This window comes from Methylocystis sp. IM3 (assembly GCF_038070105.1).
Classification (GTDB): Bacteria; Pseudomonadota; Alphaproteobacteria; order Rhizobiales; family Beijerinckiaceae; genus Methylocystis.
Map to the genome: position 1 here is coordinate 94886 of NZ_JBBPBZ010000006.1, position 15364 is coordinate 110249.

14 protein-coding genes and 1 pseudogene are annotated in these 15364 nt (G+C 59.2%); 9 read left to right on the plus strand and 6 right to left on the minus strand.

The window, feature by feature from the left end:
• The first annotated feature begins 6 nt into the window (after positions 1-6).
• The 3 genes from WOC76_RS23850 (at position 7) to WOC76_RS23860 (ending at position 2232) form a co-directional block, all read left to right on the plus strand.
• Complete coding sequence (locus tag WOC76_RS23850) at positions 7-552, plus strand: NADPH-dependent FMN reductase (RefSeq protein WP_341387402.1); 546 nt, start codon at positions 7-9, stop codon at positions 550-552.
• A gap of 678 nt (positions 553-1230) precedes the next feature.
• Positions 1231-1983, plus strand: coding sequence for a MarR family winged helix-turn-helix transcriptional regulator (locus WOC76_RS23855; protein WP_341387401.1), 753 nt, complete (start codon positions 1231-1233; stop codon positions 1981-1983).
• Positions 1984-1995: 12 nt separating this feature from the next.
• Positions 1996-2232 (plus strand): thioredoxin, encoded by a 237-nt coding sequence (locus WOC76_RS23860; RefSeq protein WP_341387400.1) that lies wholly within the window; start codon positions 1996-1998, stop codon positions 2230-2232.
• Positions 2233-2730: 498 nt separating this feature from the next.
• Here WOC76_RS23860 and WOC76_RS23865 read toward each other — a convergent pair whose 3' ends face one another.
• Positions 2731-3030 carry a hypothetical protein gene (locus tag WOC76_RS23865; protein WP_341387446.1) on the minus strand — a complete coding sequence of 100 codons (300 nt, stop codon included), beginning with the start codon at positions 3028-3030 and terminating at the stop codon, positions 2731-2733.
• Between WOC76_RS23865 and WOC76_RS23870 the strand changes: the two genes are divergently transcribed.
• Entirely contained in the window at positions 2938-3441 is a 504-nt protein-coding gene (locus WOC76_RS23870) for a carbonic anhydrase (protein WP_341431644.1), read from the plus strand. The genes WOC76_RS23865 and WOC76_RS23870 overlap by 93 nt on opposite strands.
• 27 nt (positions 3442-3468) lie before the next feature.
• Complete coding sequence (locus WOC76_RS23875; protein ID WP_341387399.1) at positions 3469-5031, plus strand: SulP family inorganic anion transporter; 1563 nt, start codon at positions 3469-3471, stop codon at positions 5029-5031.
• A gap of 284 nt (positions 5032-5315) precedes the next feature.
• Here the strand turns inward: WOC76_RS23875 and WOC76_RS23880 are convergent, their stop codons facing one another.
• Positions 5316-5450, minus strand: a complete 135-nt coding sequence (locus tag WOC76_RS23880; RefSeq protein ID WP_341387398.1) for a hypothetical protein — start codon at positions 5448-5450, stop codon at positions 5316-5318.
• A gap of 107 nt (positions 5451-5557) precedes the next feature.
• On the minus strand, positions 5558-7327 hold the full coding sequence (locus WOC76_RS23885; RefSeq protein WP_341387397.1) for a cation:proton antiporter domain-containing protein: 1770 nt from the start codon (positions 7325-7327) through the stop codon (positions 5558-5560).
• A 154-nt stretch (positions 7328-7481) separates the two neighbouring features.
• Between WOC76_RS23885 and WOC76_RS23890 the strand changes: the two genes are divergently transcribed.
• Positions 7482-7730 (plus strand): hypothetical protein, encoded by a 249-nt coding sequence (locus WOC76_RS23890; RefSeq protein ID WP_341387396.1) that lies wholly within the window; start codon positions 7482-7484, stop codon positions 7728-7730.
• On the opposite strand, the gene WOC76_RS23895 is transcribed toward WOC76_RS23890, so the two are convergent.
• The 3 genes and pseudogenes from WOC76_RS23895 to WOC76_RS23905 form a co-directional block, all read right to left on the minus strand.
• Positions 7731-9182, minus strand: a complete 1452-nt coding sequence (locus WOC76_RS23895; protein ID WP_341387395.1) for a ferredoxin reductase family protein — start codon at positions 9180-9182, stop codon at positions 7731-7733.
• 899 nt (positions 9183-10081) lie between these two features.
• Positions 10082-11614 (minus strand): FAD-dependent oxidoreductase, encoded by a 1533-nt coding sequence (locus tag WOC76_RS23900; protein WP_341387394.1) that lies wholly within the window; start codon positions 11612-11614, stop codon positions 10082-10084.
• A 228-nt stretch (positions 11615-11842) separates the two neighbouring features.
• A pseudogene (locus WOC76_RS23905) lies at positions 11843-12022 on the minus strand (hypothetical protein); the annotation flags it as partial.
• A 173-nt stretch (positions 12023-12195) separates the two neighbouring features.
• Between WOC76_RS23905 and WOC76_RS23910 the strand changes: the two are divergent.
• From WOC76_RS23910 to WOC76_RS23920, 3 genes are read left to right on the plus strand one after another with little or no spacing between them, the layout of a single operon-like run.
• Positions 12196-12669 carry a MarR family winged helix-turn-helix transcriptional regulator gene (locus tag WOC76_RS23910; RefSeq protein WP_341387393.1) on the plus strand — a complete coding sequence of 158 codons (474 nt, stop codon included), beginning with the start codon at positions 12196-12198 and terminating at the stop codon, positions 12667-12669.
• Entirely contained in the window at positions 12662-13795 is a 1134-nt protein-coding gene (locus WOC76_RS23915) for an HlyD family secretion protein (RefSeq protein ID WP_341387392.1), read from the plus strand. The genes WOC76_RS23910 and WOC76_RS23915 overlap by 8 nt, the downstream gene beginning before the upstream one ends.
• Entirely contained in the window at positions 13792-15327 is a 1536-nt protein-coding gene (locus WOC76_RS23920; protein ID WP_341387391.1) for a DHA2 family efflux MFS transporter permease subunit, read from the plus strand. The genes WOC76_RS23915 and WOC76_RS23920 overlap by 4 nt, the downstream gene beginning before the upstream one ends.
• The last annotated feature ends 37 nt before the right edge of the window (positions 15328-15364 follow it).

Below are 15364 nucleotides of genomic sequence, written 5' to 3' on the forward strand. Positions count from 1 at the left end.
GCGGCGATGCGCTTACTAGCGATTTCTGGCAGTTTGCGATGCGCTTCCACAAATACGGCGACGCTAAAGGCAATGGCGTTGCTTGCGCCGCCCGGCGTCCACTTTGTTCTCTACGATCGGCTTGCAAGCTTGCCCCATTTCAATCCGGATCTCGATCGCGCCGATGCTCCCCATCTTCTTCCCCGCGAAGTTGGCGAGCTACGCGAAAACGTCCGTAGAAGCGACGGCGTGGTCATCTGCTCGCCGGAATACGCGCATGGCGTTCCGGGCTCCTTGAAAAACGCGCTCGACTGGCTCGTCGGCAGCATTGAATTTCCCCAAAAGCCCGTGGCGCTGATCAACACCTCTCCGCGCGCGGTCCATGCAGACGCCCAACTTCGCGAAACCCTCGCCACAATGTCCGCCAGCCTCATTGAGGCGGCGTCCCTCACTGTCCCAATTGAAGGAAAAGCAAGAGACCGGGACACGCATGCCATCGTATCTGATTTGGCGTTGTCCGAGAAGTTAGGTGCAGCCTTGTTAACTATCCTCGCCGCAATTCAACGCGCCTGATTATTGAGGGGCGTGGGCGCTTGCGACTCCAATGCCGTTTGGGGCGATGCGCCGTTCGGGCGCGCGACCTGCGCCACGCGGCCAGCAGCGCGAGGCCGCTTTGATTGAGATCCGCGTTCCAACCTCGCGGTCGGAAGATCGAAGGCTTCTCGCATGTGGATCGGGATGAGGACAAGCCGCTTAGAGTGGAACATTCACATTCGCATATGTCGCTGGAACATGGTGCACGCGGCAGAGCTTGCCATGCCAACTACGAAGCGCAATAACCATCCGGCTGATTGTCGCCTCTTTATCAGCTTAATCGGCCTGAGCGCGCTGGCCCGCGCTCAGGTCGAATGGCATATCAAGCTCTATGCGAACCGTGCGACGCATGCGCGCCTTTGCGGCCCACTTCTGATGCAAGAGCGTGGTTCTTGGCAAAGCTCCGTTTAAGTCGGGTCGACACTTTGTCCGCCCTTTCGCCTAAGACTCGCGGCCTCCGGCCGCGAAAAGCCAGGCCTCTTGACGGTCATTGAATCGCGGAAACGCCCAAACGATCTTTCCACCGCGCCCCGATAGGCCGAGCCAGCGACGATGGCCGGCAGCAAAACGCGCAAATGCTCAGCGCTCGCGTTTCCACCGCAGTCCCCACTTCAAATTGCTCTTGACGTCATTACATAGGCGTCCTATGCATAAGGTATGACCTCAGTTCCGCCAGAGCCCCAAATAACCCGCCGGATTCGCGACGGTCTCGATCGCATCTGCGCCGTCATGCGCGCGGATCAATGGGCGATCGCCGGGACAGCCGGGCTTAATCCGACGCAGGCCCATGTGCTGACCTATATCGCCGGCCGCGCGGAAAAAGGCGTGCGCGTGGGGGCAATCGCCGCGCAGCTCGGCGTGTCTCAGCCTACGGCAACGGACTCGGTCGCGGCTCTCGTTCGCAAGGGCCTGCTGACAAAGGCGCCCGATCCAGAGGACGCCCGCGCCGTAGCCATGCGCATCACCCAAGCCGGGCGCGACATCGTCCGAGGGATCGGTCTCGTCATAACCGCGACCGAGCGCGCGCTTGAAACATTGTCAGATCAGGAACAAACCGAGTTACTGCAACTGGTCATCAAAACGATCCGCGCGCTTCAAATCGCCGGCGCGCTTTCGCCCCAACGCATGTGCGTCACCTGCCGGTATTTCCGCCCCAACGTCCATAACGAATCAAAGACGCCGCACCATTGCGATTATGTCGGGGCGGCTTTCGGAACCCAGAGTCTGCGTCTCGATTGCAGCGACCATGAAGCGCTATCGCCATCCGACGAGGCGGTTCTCTGGAGAAGCTTCACGACGACGTTCCCTGAACTTAACACGGGATACGACGCAATGGATATTGCGTCCCGCTCAGATCTTCGGCCGCTCGAAGAGAGTCGCCTGTCCCCAAGAGGCGAGGCACGCAAATAGGACTGAAGCGCCATGACCCGCAAAGCAATTTTCTATCACGCTGGCTGCCCGGTCTGTGTCGATGCTGAGCGTCAGTTCGCCGAGAAGCTCGATCCGAAGCAATACGAGATTGAGATCGTGCATCTCGGCCAGGCGAAGAACCGGATAGCCGAGGCCGAAGCGGCAGGCGTGAAATCAGTGCCGGCCTTCGTCATCGACGGTCAGGCGTATCACATCAATTTCGGAGCCGATCTCACCGCCCTGAAATAGCGCCCGCCCGCCTGCTATCGCGCGCGGGCCTTCCTCAATGGCCCGCGTCGCAGCGCCGGAAATCGTCAAGATCAACTACACCCAAAGATTTTCAGCATCGAGCTCACCTTTAACGAGGGTTGAGACAAACCTGACACTATTAAAGTTGGTTTCAAAATTCTACCTCGTCGCGAAGCCTTCGGATTCAGGCGCTCACGAGAAACGGTCTAACGCTCAATTACCCTTCCCAGGCTCAGCGACGCAGATGATTGCTGCATCTCTTTCGCTGAATTGTAGTAGCGACCGACTTTATCCCCTCGATCTGCACCAAGCTCCGCTATCAACACGCCTGTGATGAGCAGGTAACGAAAAGCCATGAACAACAACAAATAGTAAAAAAATATCTGCTGGTATCACAAATTAGAATCCTCGTGGATCGATGATCGGACCGAAATCTTCGATACAATTCTGACAGTCGCACCCTCCGCCGCTATTTGACTTTCAAATAAGGGCGAAGATTCACAGGTCGAGCAGGCCAAATTCTGGTTTGGCTGCGTAGCACGCGGACATCAGATGAGATCGCATGAGAAACTCCTCCTTGAAAACAAGGCTTGGGCCGAAGAGACAACACGCCGCAAGCCCGAATTTTTCGAACAACTCGCGCACGGCCAGCAACCAGAATTCCTCTGGATCGGTTGCGCGGACAGCCGCGTCCCGGCGGATATTATCGTCAATGCTGAACCCGGCCTGATTTTCGCACATCGCAATATCGCCAACCAAGTCGTCGCCACCGACCTCAATTGCCTCGGCGTCGTGCAATATGCCGTTCAAGTTCTGAAGGTGAAGCACATTATCGTCTGCGGCCATTACAATTGTGGCGGCGTGAAAGCGGCTTTGTCACGTCAGCGGTCGGATTTCACGCTGCTGAACAAATGGCTGCTGCACGTGAAAGATGTTTATCGCCTCCATCGCAACGAACTCGACGCCATCAATTGCATCGACGCCAAGACCAACCGCCTCGTCGAGCTCAACGTCATCGAGCAAGTCAACAACCTCGCCTTCTCATCGATCGTTCAGAATGCCTGGCGAAGTGAGCAACGCCCAATGATTCATGGATGGGTTTATGCGCTCGACGACGGCCTTTTGAAGCAGCTCATCACGCTGGGTCCCGAGAGCACGATGGACCCGATCTACCGGTGGGACGATGAGCCCGCAGAGCAGGCGTACTAAAAGCTTCAAGAGGAGGCACCGAACGTCATGCGCAAGCATCTCGATTATTACACGCGTTATCTGGACCACGATATCCCCGCGGGGGTCGTCGTGTTTCTTGTGGCCCTGCCGCTCTGTCTTGGAATCGCGGTCGCCTCCGGGGCTCCACCTTTTTCCGGCGTCATCGCTGGCATTGTCGGCGGTCTCGTCGTTTCCGTCGTCAGTGGCTCACAACTGAGCGTTTCCGGCCCGGCGGCCGGCCTTACTGTCATTGTCGCCGCGGCGGTGGAGAAATTCGGCCTCAGCGGCGCCGTCCTGGCAGTCGCGCTCTCCGGCCTCTTTCAGATCGGCATGGGCTATGCCCGCGCGGGCGTGATCGGCGCCTATTTTCCATCCGCCGTCATCAAGGGCATGCTGGCCGCAATCGGCCTGATCCTGATCGTAAAGCAGTTGCCGCATGCGATCGGCTATGACGCGGAGGCCGACAGCGATCTGTCCTTCCTCGAAAACGGCGCCAATGGGACGTTTTCCTTTGTCTGGTCGTCGCTGAACTCCATCTCGCCCGGATCCACAATCGTCTCCTTGGTCTCGCTCGCAATCTTGCTTCTGTGGGACACCGACAGGATACGGGGAAACCGAATCCTCGCGCTTGTGCCGGGCCCGCTGGTCGCCGTGTTCTTTGGCATTCTCTTCAACCTGGCCGCGCAGGCCGTGGCGCCTTTCTTCGCGATTTCCCCACAGCATCTCGTGACGCTGCCGCAAATCTTCGGCGCCCGCCAGTTCGCGGGACAAATCCACTTGCCAGATTTTGGATTGCTGACCGACTACCATATCTACGTGACGGCGGCGACTCTTGCGCTTGTCGGCAGTCTTGAAACCCTGCTCAGTCTCGAGGCCGTCGACAAGCTCGATCCACTCAAGCGCACAGCCCCCACCAATCAGGAGCTCAAGGCGCAAGGCGTCGGCAATTTCGTGAGCGGTATGATGGGCGGGCTACCCATCACAGCGGTAATCGTGCGCAGCTCCGCCAGCATCAACGCCGGGGCGCACACCAAGGTCGCTTGCATTGTGCATGGCGTGCTTCTGCTGTTGAGCGTCATGTTCCTCGCCAGTGTGCTGAACATGATCCCGCTCGCTTGCCTTGCGGCAGTGCTTCTGCTCACCGGCTACAAGCTGGCCAAGCCAAAACTCGTGGCTGAACAATTCGAAAAGGGATTCGAGCAGTTCGCGCCTTTCGCAGTCACGATCGCGGCCATCCTTCTGACTGATCTTCTCAAGGGGATGGCGATCGGCATGGCGGTTGGTCTTTTCTTCGTGCTTCGCACCAATTACCACTCAGCGTTCACGCTTACCCGCGACGGAAATCATTACCTGTTGCGGCTGCAGAAAGATGTCTCGTTCCTCAACAAGGCGCCTCTCCGCAACATTCTCGAGGAGATAGAGGGAGACAGTTTCGTCGTGATCGACGGAACCCGGGCGACTTTTATTGATCGCGACATCATGGAAACCCTCGAGGATTTCATGAAAGCCGCAGGCGACAGCAACATCCGCGTCATTTTGAAGGACCTCCCGAGAGTCGAGAAGAGCGCGGCGCTGGCGGTGGTCGCTTGAATCTGGTTGCACTGCTGCGAAATCTTCAATGCGTCGCCACATATCCACGCGCTGTAGCGGGACGAGAGGAGCGCGCATTTTGCAACCTCCATCGGAAAGGGACTGCCACGAGCAAGGCCACGGGCCTCGGTGTTGTGGCGGTTCCGCCGTTTCCTATATTTAGGAAGCAAGGACGCGGGATGTCACTGAAGAGGCAACACACGGGTCGCAACCCGCACGAAAATCTTTACCAGCTTCTTACCGCAAGGACATCACATGCGACCCTGCTATGGCTCGGCTTGTGACTATTGCTCAACAAGATGCACAACGCCGACGATTTCCTGGATAGGCACAACAAAGGAGAGGCCATGGCCGGCGGAGGCCAACTCGGCGGCCTCCGCAATCTCTTCGAGCATCTTGTCCTTGAGATCGGTCGACACTCCCGTGAGCACAATTTCCTTTTCGCGCTCGATTTGAATGCCGACACCGATTCCGCGCGTGGGCCACTTGGGCCGCGGCGGAACCCTACGGCGGCGTGAAGGACAGCCTAGAGATCGTCCTCTACTTCGCCAGATTTTGCAGCCCGACGCAATTCCGCTCGGAATTTATCCCGCTTTTCGTGCACCGAGGCGATAACGAACCCCATAGGAACCCCCAACCCGACGAGGGCCGCCTCTGAGATTTGGAGGCTCGCCTCGACCGTTTCCGGAACAGCATCGCTTACCCCAATGGAATAGAGATGACGCGCATGTGCTGTATCTCTTGCGCGCGCGACAATCAGAATGTCCGGCCGGACCTGCCGGGCCCCGAGCACGATGGCGTCTGCCGTCGATTGAGACCCTGTCGTCACAATAAGGGCTTCGGCATCCATAATGCCGCAAGCTCTCAAAAATCCCGTTTGCGTCGCATCTCCAAAAAATACTTCAAGTCCGCGTTGTCGGTCTTCCGCCACGAGATGTGGATTGCTATCAGTGGCGACGTGCGGCACCTCGTGCTCTTTGAGGAAAGATGTAACCACCTTTCCGACTCTCCCGTGACCGACAACAATCGCGTGCCCGCGCTGCTGACCTGGCGCGGCTTTCAATGCGAGGCCGACATCATGGGCGCGGGCGACCTGCGCACTGAAATGTCGAGCAACAACCGATAGCGCCGGAATGAGAGCCATCGTCACGGAGGCGCCCGCGAGCACGAATGCTGTCATCTGCGTTGAAATAAGTCCAAGCGTCGAGCCCATCCCTACCGCGACAAAAGCAAACTCTCCTCCTGGCCCCAAGAGGAGGCCAGTTTCGATCGCTGAATGCCACGGCAAATCAAAGGCGCGCGAAAGTGTCGCGATTATAATCGCTTTTAACGCAATAAGGCCAAACACGAGTGCGAGAATGGCTAATGGATCACGTGCGAGGTCGCGAAGATCCAAACCCATCCCTACCGTGAAAAAGAAAACTCCCAGCAACAATCCTTTGAATGGCTCGACAATGGCCTCTATGGCCTTGCGGTACTCCGTCTCCGCCAAGAGAAGGCCGGAAACAAAGGCTCCGAGCGCCATGGAAAGCCCCTCCACAGCAGCAAGCACGCCTGTTCCGATGATGACGAACAGCACCGCAGCCGTTAGCAGTTCTGCGGACTGAACGGCCCCGACGATCCGGAAAAGCGGTCGCAGGACAATCCGTCCAACCAAAATGATGAGCCCGATAGCGGTTGCGGCATTGAATAGCGCTTGACCGACGCTCGACACCAGGGAGCCTTCGGCGTGTGCGCCAAGAACCGAAATCAACATTAGTATTGGGATGACGGCCAGGTCTTGCGCCAAGAGGATCGCGAAGCTCGCCCTCCCGACGCTGCTGGTAAGTCTCCCTTGGGACGAAAGAACTTCCAAGACGATCGCGGTCGATGACAAGGCGAGGCTCGATCCGAGAACGAGTGCGATCGACGGAGTTGCCTGTCCCGTCGCTCCAATGACCAACGATAACAGGAAGGCCGTGATAACGAACTGTAACCCGCCTAATCCGAAAACAAGCCGGCGCATGGCCAGCAAGCGGTCGAAGGAAAGTTCCAGCCCAATGAGAAATAGGAGAAATACAACCCCGAGATCAGCGATCCCTTTCACATTCTCCGGGTCGACTACGGTGAACCAGTAGAGGGCCGGCAACTGGGCGATGAATGAGCCAAGCCCATTTGGACCAAGTAAGACGCCAGCCCCGAGATAACCGAGCACAGGGCTAAGTCCTAGGTAACGCATCAGAGGCACGACGACTCCGGCCGTCCCGAGAACAACTAGAGCGTCACTGTAAACCGGAACGTTAATCGTCGTGACCAATCACTCTTCTCCCATTAACTCTGCATTGGGCCTCGGCTTGAGCGCCGAGCCAAGTCAGCCAATCGTTATCCTTTGTACGGATGGGGTCGAGAGATGACCTGACACACTCCACCTCTCGACGACGCGGCAAAGTAATGGAAAGGGGAATGGAAAAATGGTCAAGTTCATCACGCTCGTCGGCGCCAGTCTGATTTTCGTAGGCCACGGCGCCACGAAGGAAGCCTATGAACAATATTGCGCGACATGCCATGCCAGCGCCGGTAGACTTGCTCGAAAGCTGGAAGGCGCCACGGCGGAGGAGAAAGGCGCAAAGCTCGGCCGATTCCTGGAGACGCACCAAAAGCTCGACCCGGAAGTCCGCGCGAAGCTCGTGGACTATCTCGTCGGCCTGTCGCGGCCTTGATCAGCGCAAGGCGAAGGCCGCGGCGACGGCGAGGACTGTCGCAATGACCGCCAGAGCTTGGTTGCGCCGGCTTTTATCCAACGCGCTGCGTCCGGCCGCATAATCGAAGCGTTCGTATAAAATATGCTCGGCGGGGACGCCGATATCGAGCAGGGCGTCTATCGCGATCTCCATCATTGCGGCCGGTCCGCAGACGAGGCAGCAGGTGTCTTTCGGCGGAAGGCCTGAGAGGATCTCCTCTATGTGGCGGCGGTCAATCGGACCCTGTTCAAAGGCCGGCAACTCAGCCAAGGCGTCGACCACTTTGACAATGTGCAGATCAAGGCGCCGGGAGAGACTCTCGATGAGCCGCAGCCCCGCGAGCGAGCCGGGAGTGCGGCCGGCGTAGAGGAGGCGGAAGGCGCGCGCGTCGCCGCTGTCGGCGGCCTCCTCAAGAATGCCGACGAGGGGCGCGACGCCGACGCCACCAGCGATCATGACGACATTCGCGCCACCGGATGGCAGAATGAATCCGCCATGCGGCCCATCGATGGCCACGCGGCGGCCGGGCTCGATCGCGCCGAAGGCGTTGGTGCAATCGCCTGCTTCGCGAATGATCAGGCGCAATTGCGGCAGCATCTGCGGCGACGAGGCGATTGAAAATGGATGGTCGTGGAAGGGTGGGCTATTCGGCTCGATGGTCAGCCATAGAAATTGGCCGGCGCGAAACCGAAATGCGCGTCGCTGCGGCGCGCGCAGGACGATCTGCCAGACATGGTCCGCCATCGGTTCGACCGACTCGACGACCCATCCCTGTCGCCACATGCGCCAGGGCCGCACGGCATAGGTGGAAAAAAGCGTCAGCAGCGCCCCGCCGCCGAGCAGCAGCCAGACCGCCTCGGGCAAAGGCGCGCTGCTGTAATCTCCGTTCGTCAGCGCGTGGTGGAGAATGAGTCCCGCGACGACGACAGCGAGCGGCCCATGTGTCGCGCGCCAGAATTCGTAGCGCACGCCGCGGCGCGTCCGCAGCAACGCGAAACCAACGAGAACGACAAGCCCTGTAAGCGATAAGGCGCCGGATAGCAGGCGGGGCCGAACCAGCATTTGGCTGAGCAGAACGAAGGCTCCTTGCGGGTCGTCAATGAATGCGGGGACCAGCGGCGCGAGCGGATGCGCAAATGCGATCAGCAGCGCCACGACGGCGGCGATGCGATGGAAGCCCATGGTCCGATCTATGCCGACGCGTCCGGAAAGCGTCTCGAACCGGCCCGAACTCCAGAATTGGAGAAAAAACATGGCGCCCGAGATCATGGCGAGTCCGGCGCCGAGTTCGGACCAGTGGCTCTCCGGTTCGATACCCGCCGCCCAAGCGGCGAGAAGCGGCGCCGCGGCGGCAATAAGATAGAGGATCGCGAGCGCCTTGCCGGGAATCCCAGAGCGCCGGGCGGCGGCGGCGCGGTCGGAAAGGGCCATCTTCTACCTCAGGGGGTCGCGGCTGTGAAAACTGATGGAGTGGTCCCTCGTCACGTTTGAGCTAGCGCTCTGATTTCTAGAAACTTAAAAGCAGAGGGGCCCTATCGGCGGCGATCTGGCTCCCTTCGCATCGACCGATATTTGCTTATGGTATTTCGGAACAATGAGGCGGAATCCCAAAGCAATCAACATTCACAAGCGAAGCGGCGAGGTAGTCCAACCGAGGCTCCCGAATTACTTCGCTTCGGTTGAGGTATTTCGAAATCGGGATTGGCTCCCAGTATTGCGAGAAGGAACCCTTGCCCGCGCCTTCGCCGGGGTCGTTGTAGCGCTTCCTTAGCGCGTCATAGAGCTCCTTGGGGGAGGCGGTTTTGGCGAGACCGAGCGCCTTAAAGGTTTCGTCCGGCGTTTCGGCCACCGTGGGGCCCACCGCAAAGCTGAAGACGAGAGCAATAACGCCGGCGAGCTTGCTCGAACTGACATCTCCAAGAGCTCTGCTTTCCGAATGGACATTTCGACTCCGCGTGTGATCGACGCGGGTCTCTTCAGTAGACGTTATCGTTGTTCCTACAAGCAGGAGAACGAGAGCAGATCGACGAGATCACGGCGTCATCACCCGTCTGTCTTTATCAGATTTCAGCTTGCTCGTTAAGCGAAGCCGCCAACTAGGAAAAATGGGCGGCTCAAACGGCAACCCTAAACTCTGCCTTCATTGAAGGAGCCGACCCGCGCGGTAATGTGGTGGTCTATTCGCAAGTTCAGCTTTGCTCTTATCCACGGCCCTCAATGCCGATGACTTTTGGTTAGCCGCTGGATAGCGAGCTAGTGCGAGCCTTTTCGTCGACAGCCTGCTAGCTTGGATCACGCGCTGAAAACCGCGATCGGCATAGGCTTCTTGGTCAACGCTTATCCATACGCTCCATTATAACCTCGGCGAGTAGACTTTCGGTGTCACGAAAGAGGGTGGCGACAGCGAGCGTGCGACCCTTGTTTTTGAACCGCAAAAGGCAGTCCTCGTGGGAGATATCACCCTCGATCTCGAGTTCGTCCCATTTGTCTGCATAGCCCACGTACTTGATTGGAATATCGTAATGTTGGCTCCAGAAGAATGGAGCGGCGGCAAATTCGTCCGCTCGCCCAAGCATGTTGTGCGCCGCAGTTTGGCCCTGCCGCACTGCGACCGCCCAATGCTCGACTCGAATGTTCTCGCCGCTATGCGGGTCGGGCCAGCGAGCGATATCGCCAGCCGCGAAGATCCCAGGGACGCTCGTTTCGAGATATGCGTCCACGACAACACCGCGATCAATTTTGAGACCGGCCATTTCTGCGAGTTCGATTCTCGGCCGCACGCCGATGCCTACGACTACCAGCCCCGCTTCAAGCGAGACGCCGCTTCTCAACAGCACTTGGTGTTCATCGATGGAAAGCGCGACGTCTTCAAGGTGAAAAACCACTCCGTGCTCCTCATGGAGGCTACGCACGAAATCGCCCATCTGCACGCCAAGAATGCGCTCCAACGGCCTTTTCTCCGGCGCCACCACATGGACCTCAAGCCCACGAGCGCGCAAGGAGGCCGCAACTTCCAAGCCAATAAAACTCGCGCCGAGCACAACCGCGTGGTTCGTCGTATTAGCAAGTCCAATAATAGCCCGGCAATCAGCTAGTGAACGTAGTGTACGAACATGTGGGAGATTGGCGCCTGGGATTGTTGGCCGGATTGGCTCGCAGCCCGTGGCAAGCAGCAAGCGATCATAGGAAAGCTTGCCCCCATCGGCGAGCGCGAGCTCCTTTAAGCGCGTATCAATACCGCTTGCGTTCACGCCGAGCCGTAGTTCAATGTCATTCTCGGCATAGAAGGTGTTCGGTCTCAGTGGAAGCCAGTCTTCAGGCGCGTTGCCCGCGAGATAATCTTTGGACAAATTGGTTCGGTCGATCGGCGCCACATCGTCGTTACTCAACACGACAATGCTTCCCTGGTAGCCTTCACGGCGCAGTCTCTCAGCTGCTGCGAATCCAGCGCCGCCGCCACCGACGATTACAATCTTTTCGGGAACATTTCCCGAGGCCGCGGCACGTGATGGCGCCATCGCCTGAAGCTTTTCTTTTACGAAGATCTTATTTTCGCGCTGCTCGACCGACCAGCACGCAATCGGACCGAAAGCCGGGCCGTGCGAGACTTTGCCAGTTCGGAGGTCAAAACATGCGTGATGCCAGGGGCAGTGCACGGAGCCGTCGACTACCAACCCGTCGACGAGGGGTGCGCCATAATGAGTGCAATGAGCGCCGACCGCAAACACTTCCGTCCCGAGGCGAGCTAGGAGCACTTTTTCCTCGCCAACATGACCGACCAATTTGCCGCCATCCGGAAGCTCCGTTAGCGCGATGCCTTCTGTAAGATCGGGGCCACCGGGCGCCGCTTGATCTTCAGCCATTTCCATCTCCCTTAGTAGTTCGCGCGGCAGCAAATTCTCTTGGCCCAATGACGGACCTGTTCGGCGTCTGCTCGACCCGGAGATCAAGTCAATACTTCCGTTGAAGCACCGTAACGCAAGCGACGGTCTGGGTCCCTGATGCGCCGCGTAATTGGGGAGCCTCTGAGCAAAAACCCTTCTGAGTCTGCACTATAACGCGGATTAACCGATCGCCCCGTCGCGAGCAGCTCAAAAGGACCCTGAGCAAGCGGGCGGTTCTGGTCGCAACCGAAAGCGGGCCTGTTTCACTCTTGGTGCAAGTCGCATCATCCACGCACGAAGCAATTCAATGCTGGCTCGACCATACATCGATTGCTCGAGCGCCTTCAATCGATTGATCTGGCCCTCCGTCTGTCCGTTGCTCCACGGGGTCCGTCACATTGATCGTATCCTTGGAATGCCTCGCCGGGCGCGGCCCGCGCCGCCCGGTAAGCGAGCGCCATAGCCCTTACGCTGCCCCCGGGCCTAGCGCCTACAGATACCAAGCTTGCTTATTATATGTAGGCTTGATATGTAGCGAACGAACTAGGGGGACGCAGGCAATGACAACGGCTGACCAAAAGCGGGACCTCGCCTTCACGCTGAGCGACGTCGCGCGCCTGTTTCGAACATGCGCGGACCAGAAAGTCGCCCAATTCGGCGTAACCCGCGCGAAATGGGCGGTTCTGGCGCGGCTCGAACGTTCCGAGGGCCTGAAACAATCCGAACTCGCTGAAATGCTCGATCTCCAAGCCATCACGCTGACGCGTCTTCTCGACGGCCTTAGCGAAAGCGGCTTGATCGAGCGACGGGCCGACGTGGAAGACCGCCGCGCCAAGCGGCTCTACCTCACGCCCGCGGCGCGGCCGCTTCTGAAACGCCTGGGCAAAGCGGGCAATGAATTAATGGAGGAGGCATTCGAGGGGCTCTGCGACGCGGAAACGGCGCGACTTCTCTCAAATCTTCTGGCGATCAAGGACAACCTCCGCCGCGCGGCGCACCGGAAGGATTCAGAAGCGGAGGTGCGCTATGGCTGATGCAGGCGCGGAGGCGGCGCAGCGCTTTACGAATCCCGTCCACGCGAAGCGCATCTTCGCGCTGGCTCGACAGCGCCTTCGGCTTTTGCTCATGGTCGGCGTCCCTGCGGCCGCCGCAATGGCGGGCGTGGCGCTCTATCTCGCAGGCGGCCGATATATTTCGACCGACAACGCCTACATCGGCGCGCGCAAGGTTCTCGTTACGCCGGACGTTTCAGCAAAGATCAGCGGCGCGCTCGTGCGCGAGGGGCAGCATGTCGCCGCGGGCGACGAACTCTTTCGCATCGATCCCACATCCTTCGAATTTGCCCTGCGCCAGGCGCAAAGCAGGGTCGATATGGTCCGCGCCGAGTTCGCCAATCTCAGGTCGAACCACAAATCGCTGAGCCGGCTGGTCCAGCTCGGTGAGCAGGCGGTCTCAGTCAAACGGCGCATCTATGACCGCAAGAGTGGACTGGCCGCGCGCCAGTTCAGCACGCAGGCGGACCTCGAGGACGCCAGCGCCGCTCTGTTGGCGGCAGAACTGCAATTGCAGCCGGTGCGACAGCAATTGGCCGAGACGCTGAACCAGTTGCAAGGCGATCCTGATCTGACCATCGAGGATTTTCCATCTTATCGGCAGGCCAAGGCGACTCTGGATCAGGCGCAGCGCGATCTCGATCATACGATTGTCAAGGCGCCGATTTCCGGCGTGGCGACTCAGGTCGACAATATCCAGCTCGGCAGATTCGTGACCGCCGGGACGCCGATCCTCAGCATCGTGGACGACTCCAGGCCATGGGTCGACGCGAATCCAAAGGAAACGGATATTACGAATCTCCGCATCGGACAGAAGGTCGAGATTGCCGTAGACACTTTTCCTGGACATGCCTTCCACGGCCATGTGGCGTCCCTCGGACCTGGCACGGGCGCGCAATTCGCACTCCTGCCGCCGCAAAACGCCAATGGAAACTGGGTAAAGGTCGTCCAGCGCGTGCCGATCCGCATTGAATTCGAGCCTGGTCAGAAGCTCTCGGCCTTACGCGCCGGAATGAGCGTCACCGTCGAGATCGACACGAAACGCCAGCGCAGCCTCGCCTCGCTCATTGGGGCCGGCCAAAGCTTTGCGGAGGAGGAGACGCAATGACCGCGCCCGCGCGGGGCGCGCAACGCGGCATGGTGACGGTCTGCGCCATGAGCGCGACAATCATGCAGGCGCTCGATACGACGATCGCCAATGTCGCTCTGCCGCATATGCAGGGCAGCCTTTCGGCATCGCTCGATCAGATCAACTGGGTTTTGACGTCCTACATCGTCGCGGCCGCCGTCATGACCGCGCCGATCGGCTGGATGGCTGAACGTTTCGGGCGCAAGCGGCTTTTCCTCGTTTCCGTGGCTGGCTTCACGTTCGCGTCAATGCTGTGCGGCTTTGCCCAGAGCATTGGTCAGATAGTCGCCTTCCGGCTGTTGCAGGGCGCCTTTGGCGCCGCCCTCGTGCCGCTTTCCCAGGCAGTCATGCTCGACGCCTACTCCGCGCAGGAACGGGGGGCCGCCATGGCGATCTGGGGCGTCGGCGTCATGCTTGGCCCCATCATGGGGCCGACGCTCGGCGCCTGGTTGACGGACAACTACAATTGGCGCTGGGTCTTCTTCATCAACCTCCCGATTGGCGTTTTGACCGTGCTCGGCCTCCTAGCCTTTATGCGGGACTCCGAGCTCGATAAAGCCCGTCGCTTCGACTGGTTTGGCTTTCTCGCCCTCGCCGTCGGCCTTGCGGCGACACAGCTCATGCTGGATCGTGGCGAAAATGCGGGGTGGTTCGACTCGCGCGAAATCCTCGTCGAGGCGCTCGTCGCTCTTGCAGGTTTCTACTTCTTCTTCGCGCACTCGCTGACGACGGCGTCGCCCTTCATTCGCTTCAGCATGTTTCGGGACCGTAATTTCGTCGTCGGCTGCATCTTCATGGCCGTCATCGGCGTGGTTCTTTTCGCGACGATGGCGCTGGTGACGCCTTACATGCAGAACGTCGTCGGCTATCCCATCCTGACTGCCGGCTTTCTTCTCGCAGCGCGCGGCGGTGGCACGCTTGTGGCGATGTTGATCGTTGGCCGGCTGCTTTCCCTGGTGGAGGCGCGCTACCTCGTGTTTTGCGGGCTCTCGCTCGCCGCCATAACCCTTCACCAAATGGAGGGCTTTACCGACCAAACCTCCTCCAGCGCCATAATTTTCGCTGGCGTCCTGCAGGGGTTCGGTCTCGGCCTCGTCTTTGTTCCGCTGAACACCGTCGCCTTCGCGACCTTGCCCAACATATTGCGAACCGAGGGCGCCGCAATGCTCACCCTTGTAAGAAACATCGGCAGCTCTGTCGGCATTTCGATCGTGATCGCCCAATTGACCCAGGGAACGATCCAAGCCCATGCGCGTCTCGTCGAATTTGTGACGCCCTTCACGGGGTCCCTGGACGCCGTTGGTCCAAGAGTTCAGTTCGACGTCATGACCGACGAGGGTCGCGCCATGCTCGACGCTCTCGTCTCGCAACAAGCCGCGATCATTGCTTATTCAGGCGACTTCCGGCTGTTGAAATTTCTCTTGATCGCCACACTTCCGCTCGTTCTGACGCTTGGTTCGTCGAAATCGCCGACGCGTTCAGACCCGCAAGTCGATCTGGCGCTGGAGTGAAAATGCAAGGCAAGAGATCGTTATGAAGACGGAGACG

Coding starts and splice junctions, on each gene's coding strand:
- WOC76_RS23860 (WP_341387400.1), top strand. CDS start 1,996: ATGACCCGCAAAGCAATTTTCTATCACGCTGGCTGCCCGGTCTGTGTC.
- WOC76_RS23875 (WP_341387399.1), top strand. CDS start 3,469: ATGCGCAAGCATCTCGATTATTACACGCGTTATCTGGACCACGATATC.
- WOC76_RS23910 (WP_341387393.1), top strand. CDS start 12,196: ATGACAACGGCTGACCAAAAGCGGGACCTCGCCTTCACGCTGAGCGAC.
- WOC76_RS23915 (WP_341387392.1), top strand. CDS start 12,662: ATGGCTGATGCAGGCGCGGAGGCGGCGCAGCGCTTTACGAATCCCGTC.
- WOC76_RS23850 (WP_341387402.1), top strand. CDS start 7: ATGCGCTTACTAGCGATTTCTGGCAGTTTGCGATGCGCTTCCACAAAT.
- WOC76_RS23855 (WP_341387401.1), top strand. CDS start 1,231: ATGACCTCAGTTCCGCCAGAGCCCCAAATAACCCGCCGGATTCGCGAC.
- WOC76_RS23890 (WP_341387396.1), top strand. CDS start 7,482: ATGGTCAAGTTCATCACGCTCGTCGGCGCCAGTCTGATTTTCGTAGGC.
- WOC76_RS23895 (WP_341387395.1), bottom strand. CDS start 9,182: ATGGCCCTTTCCGACCGCGCCGCCGCCGCCCGGCGCTCTGGGATTCCC.
- WOC76_RS23900 (WP_341387394.1), bottom strand. CDS start 11,614: ATGGCTGAAGATCAAGCGGCGCCCGGTGGCCCCGATCTTACAGAAGGC.
- WOC76_RS23920 (WP_341387391.1), top strand. CDS start 13,792: ATGACCGCGCCCGCGCGGGGCGCGCAACGCGGCATGGTGACGGTCTGC.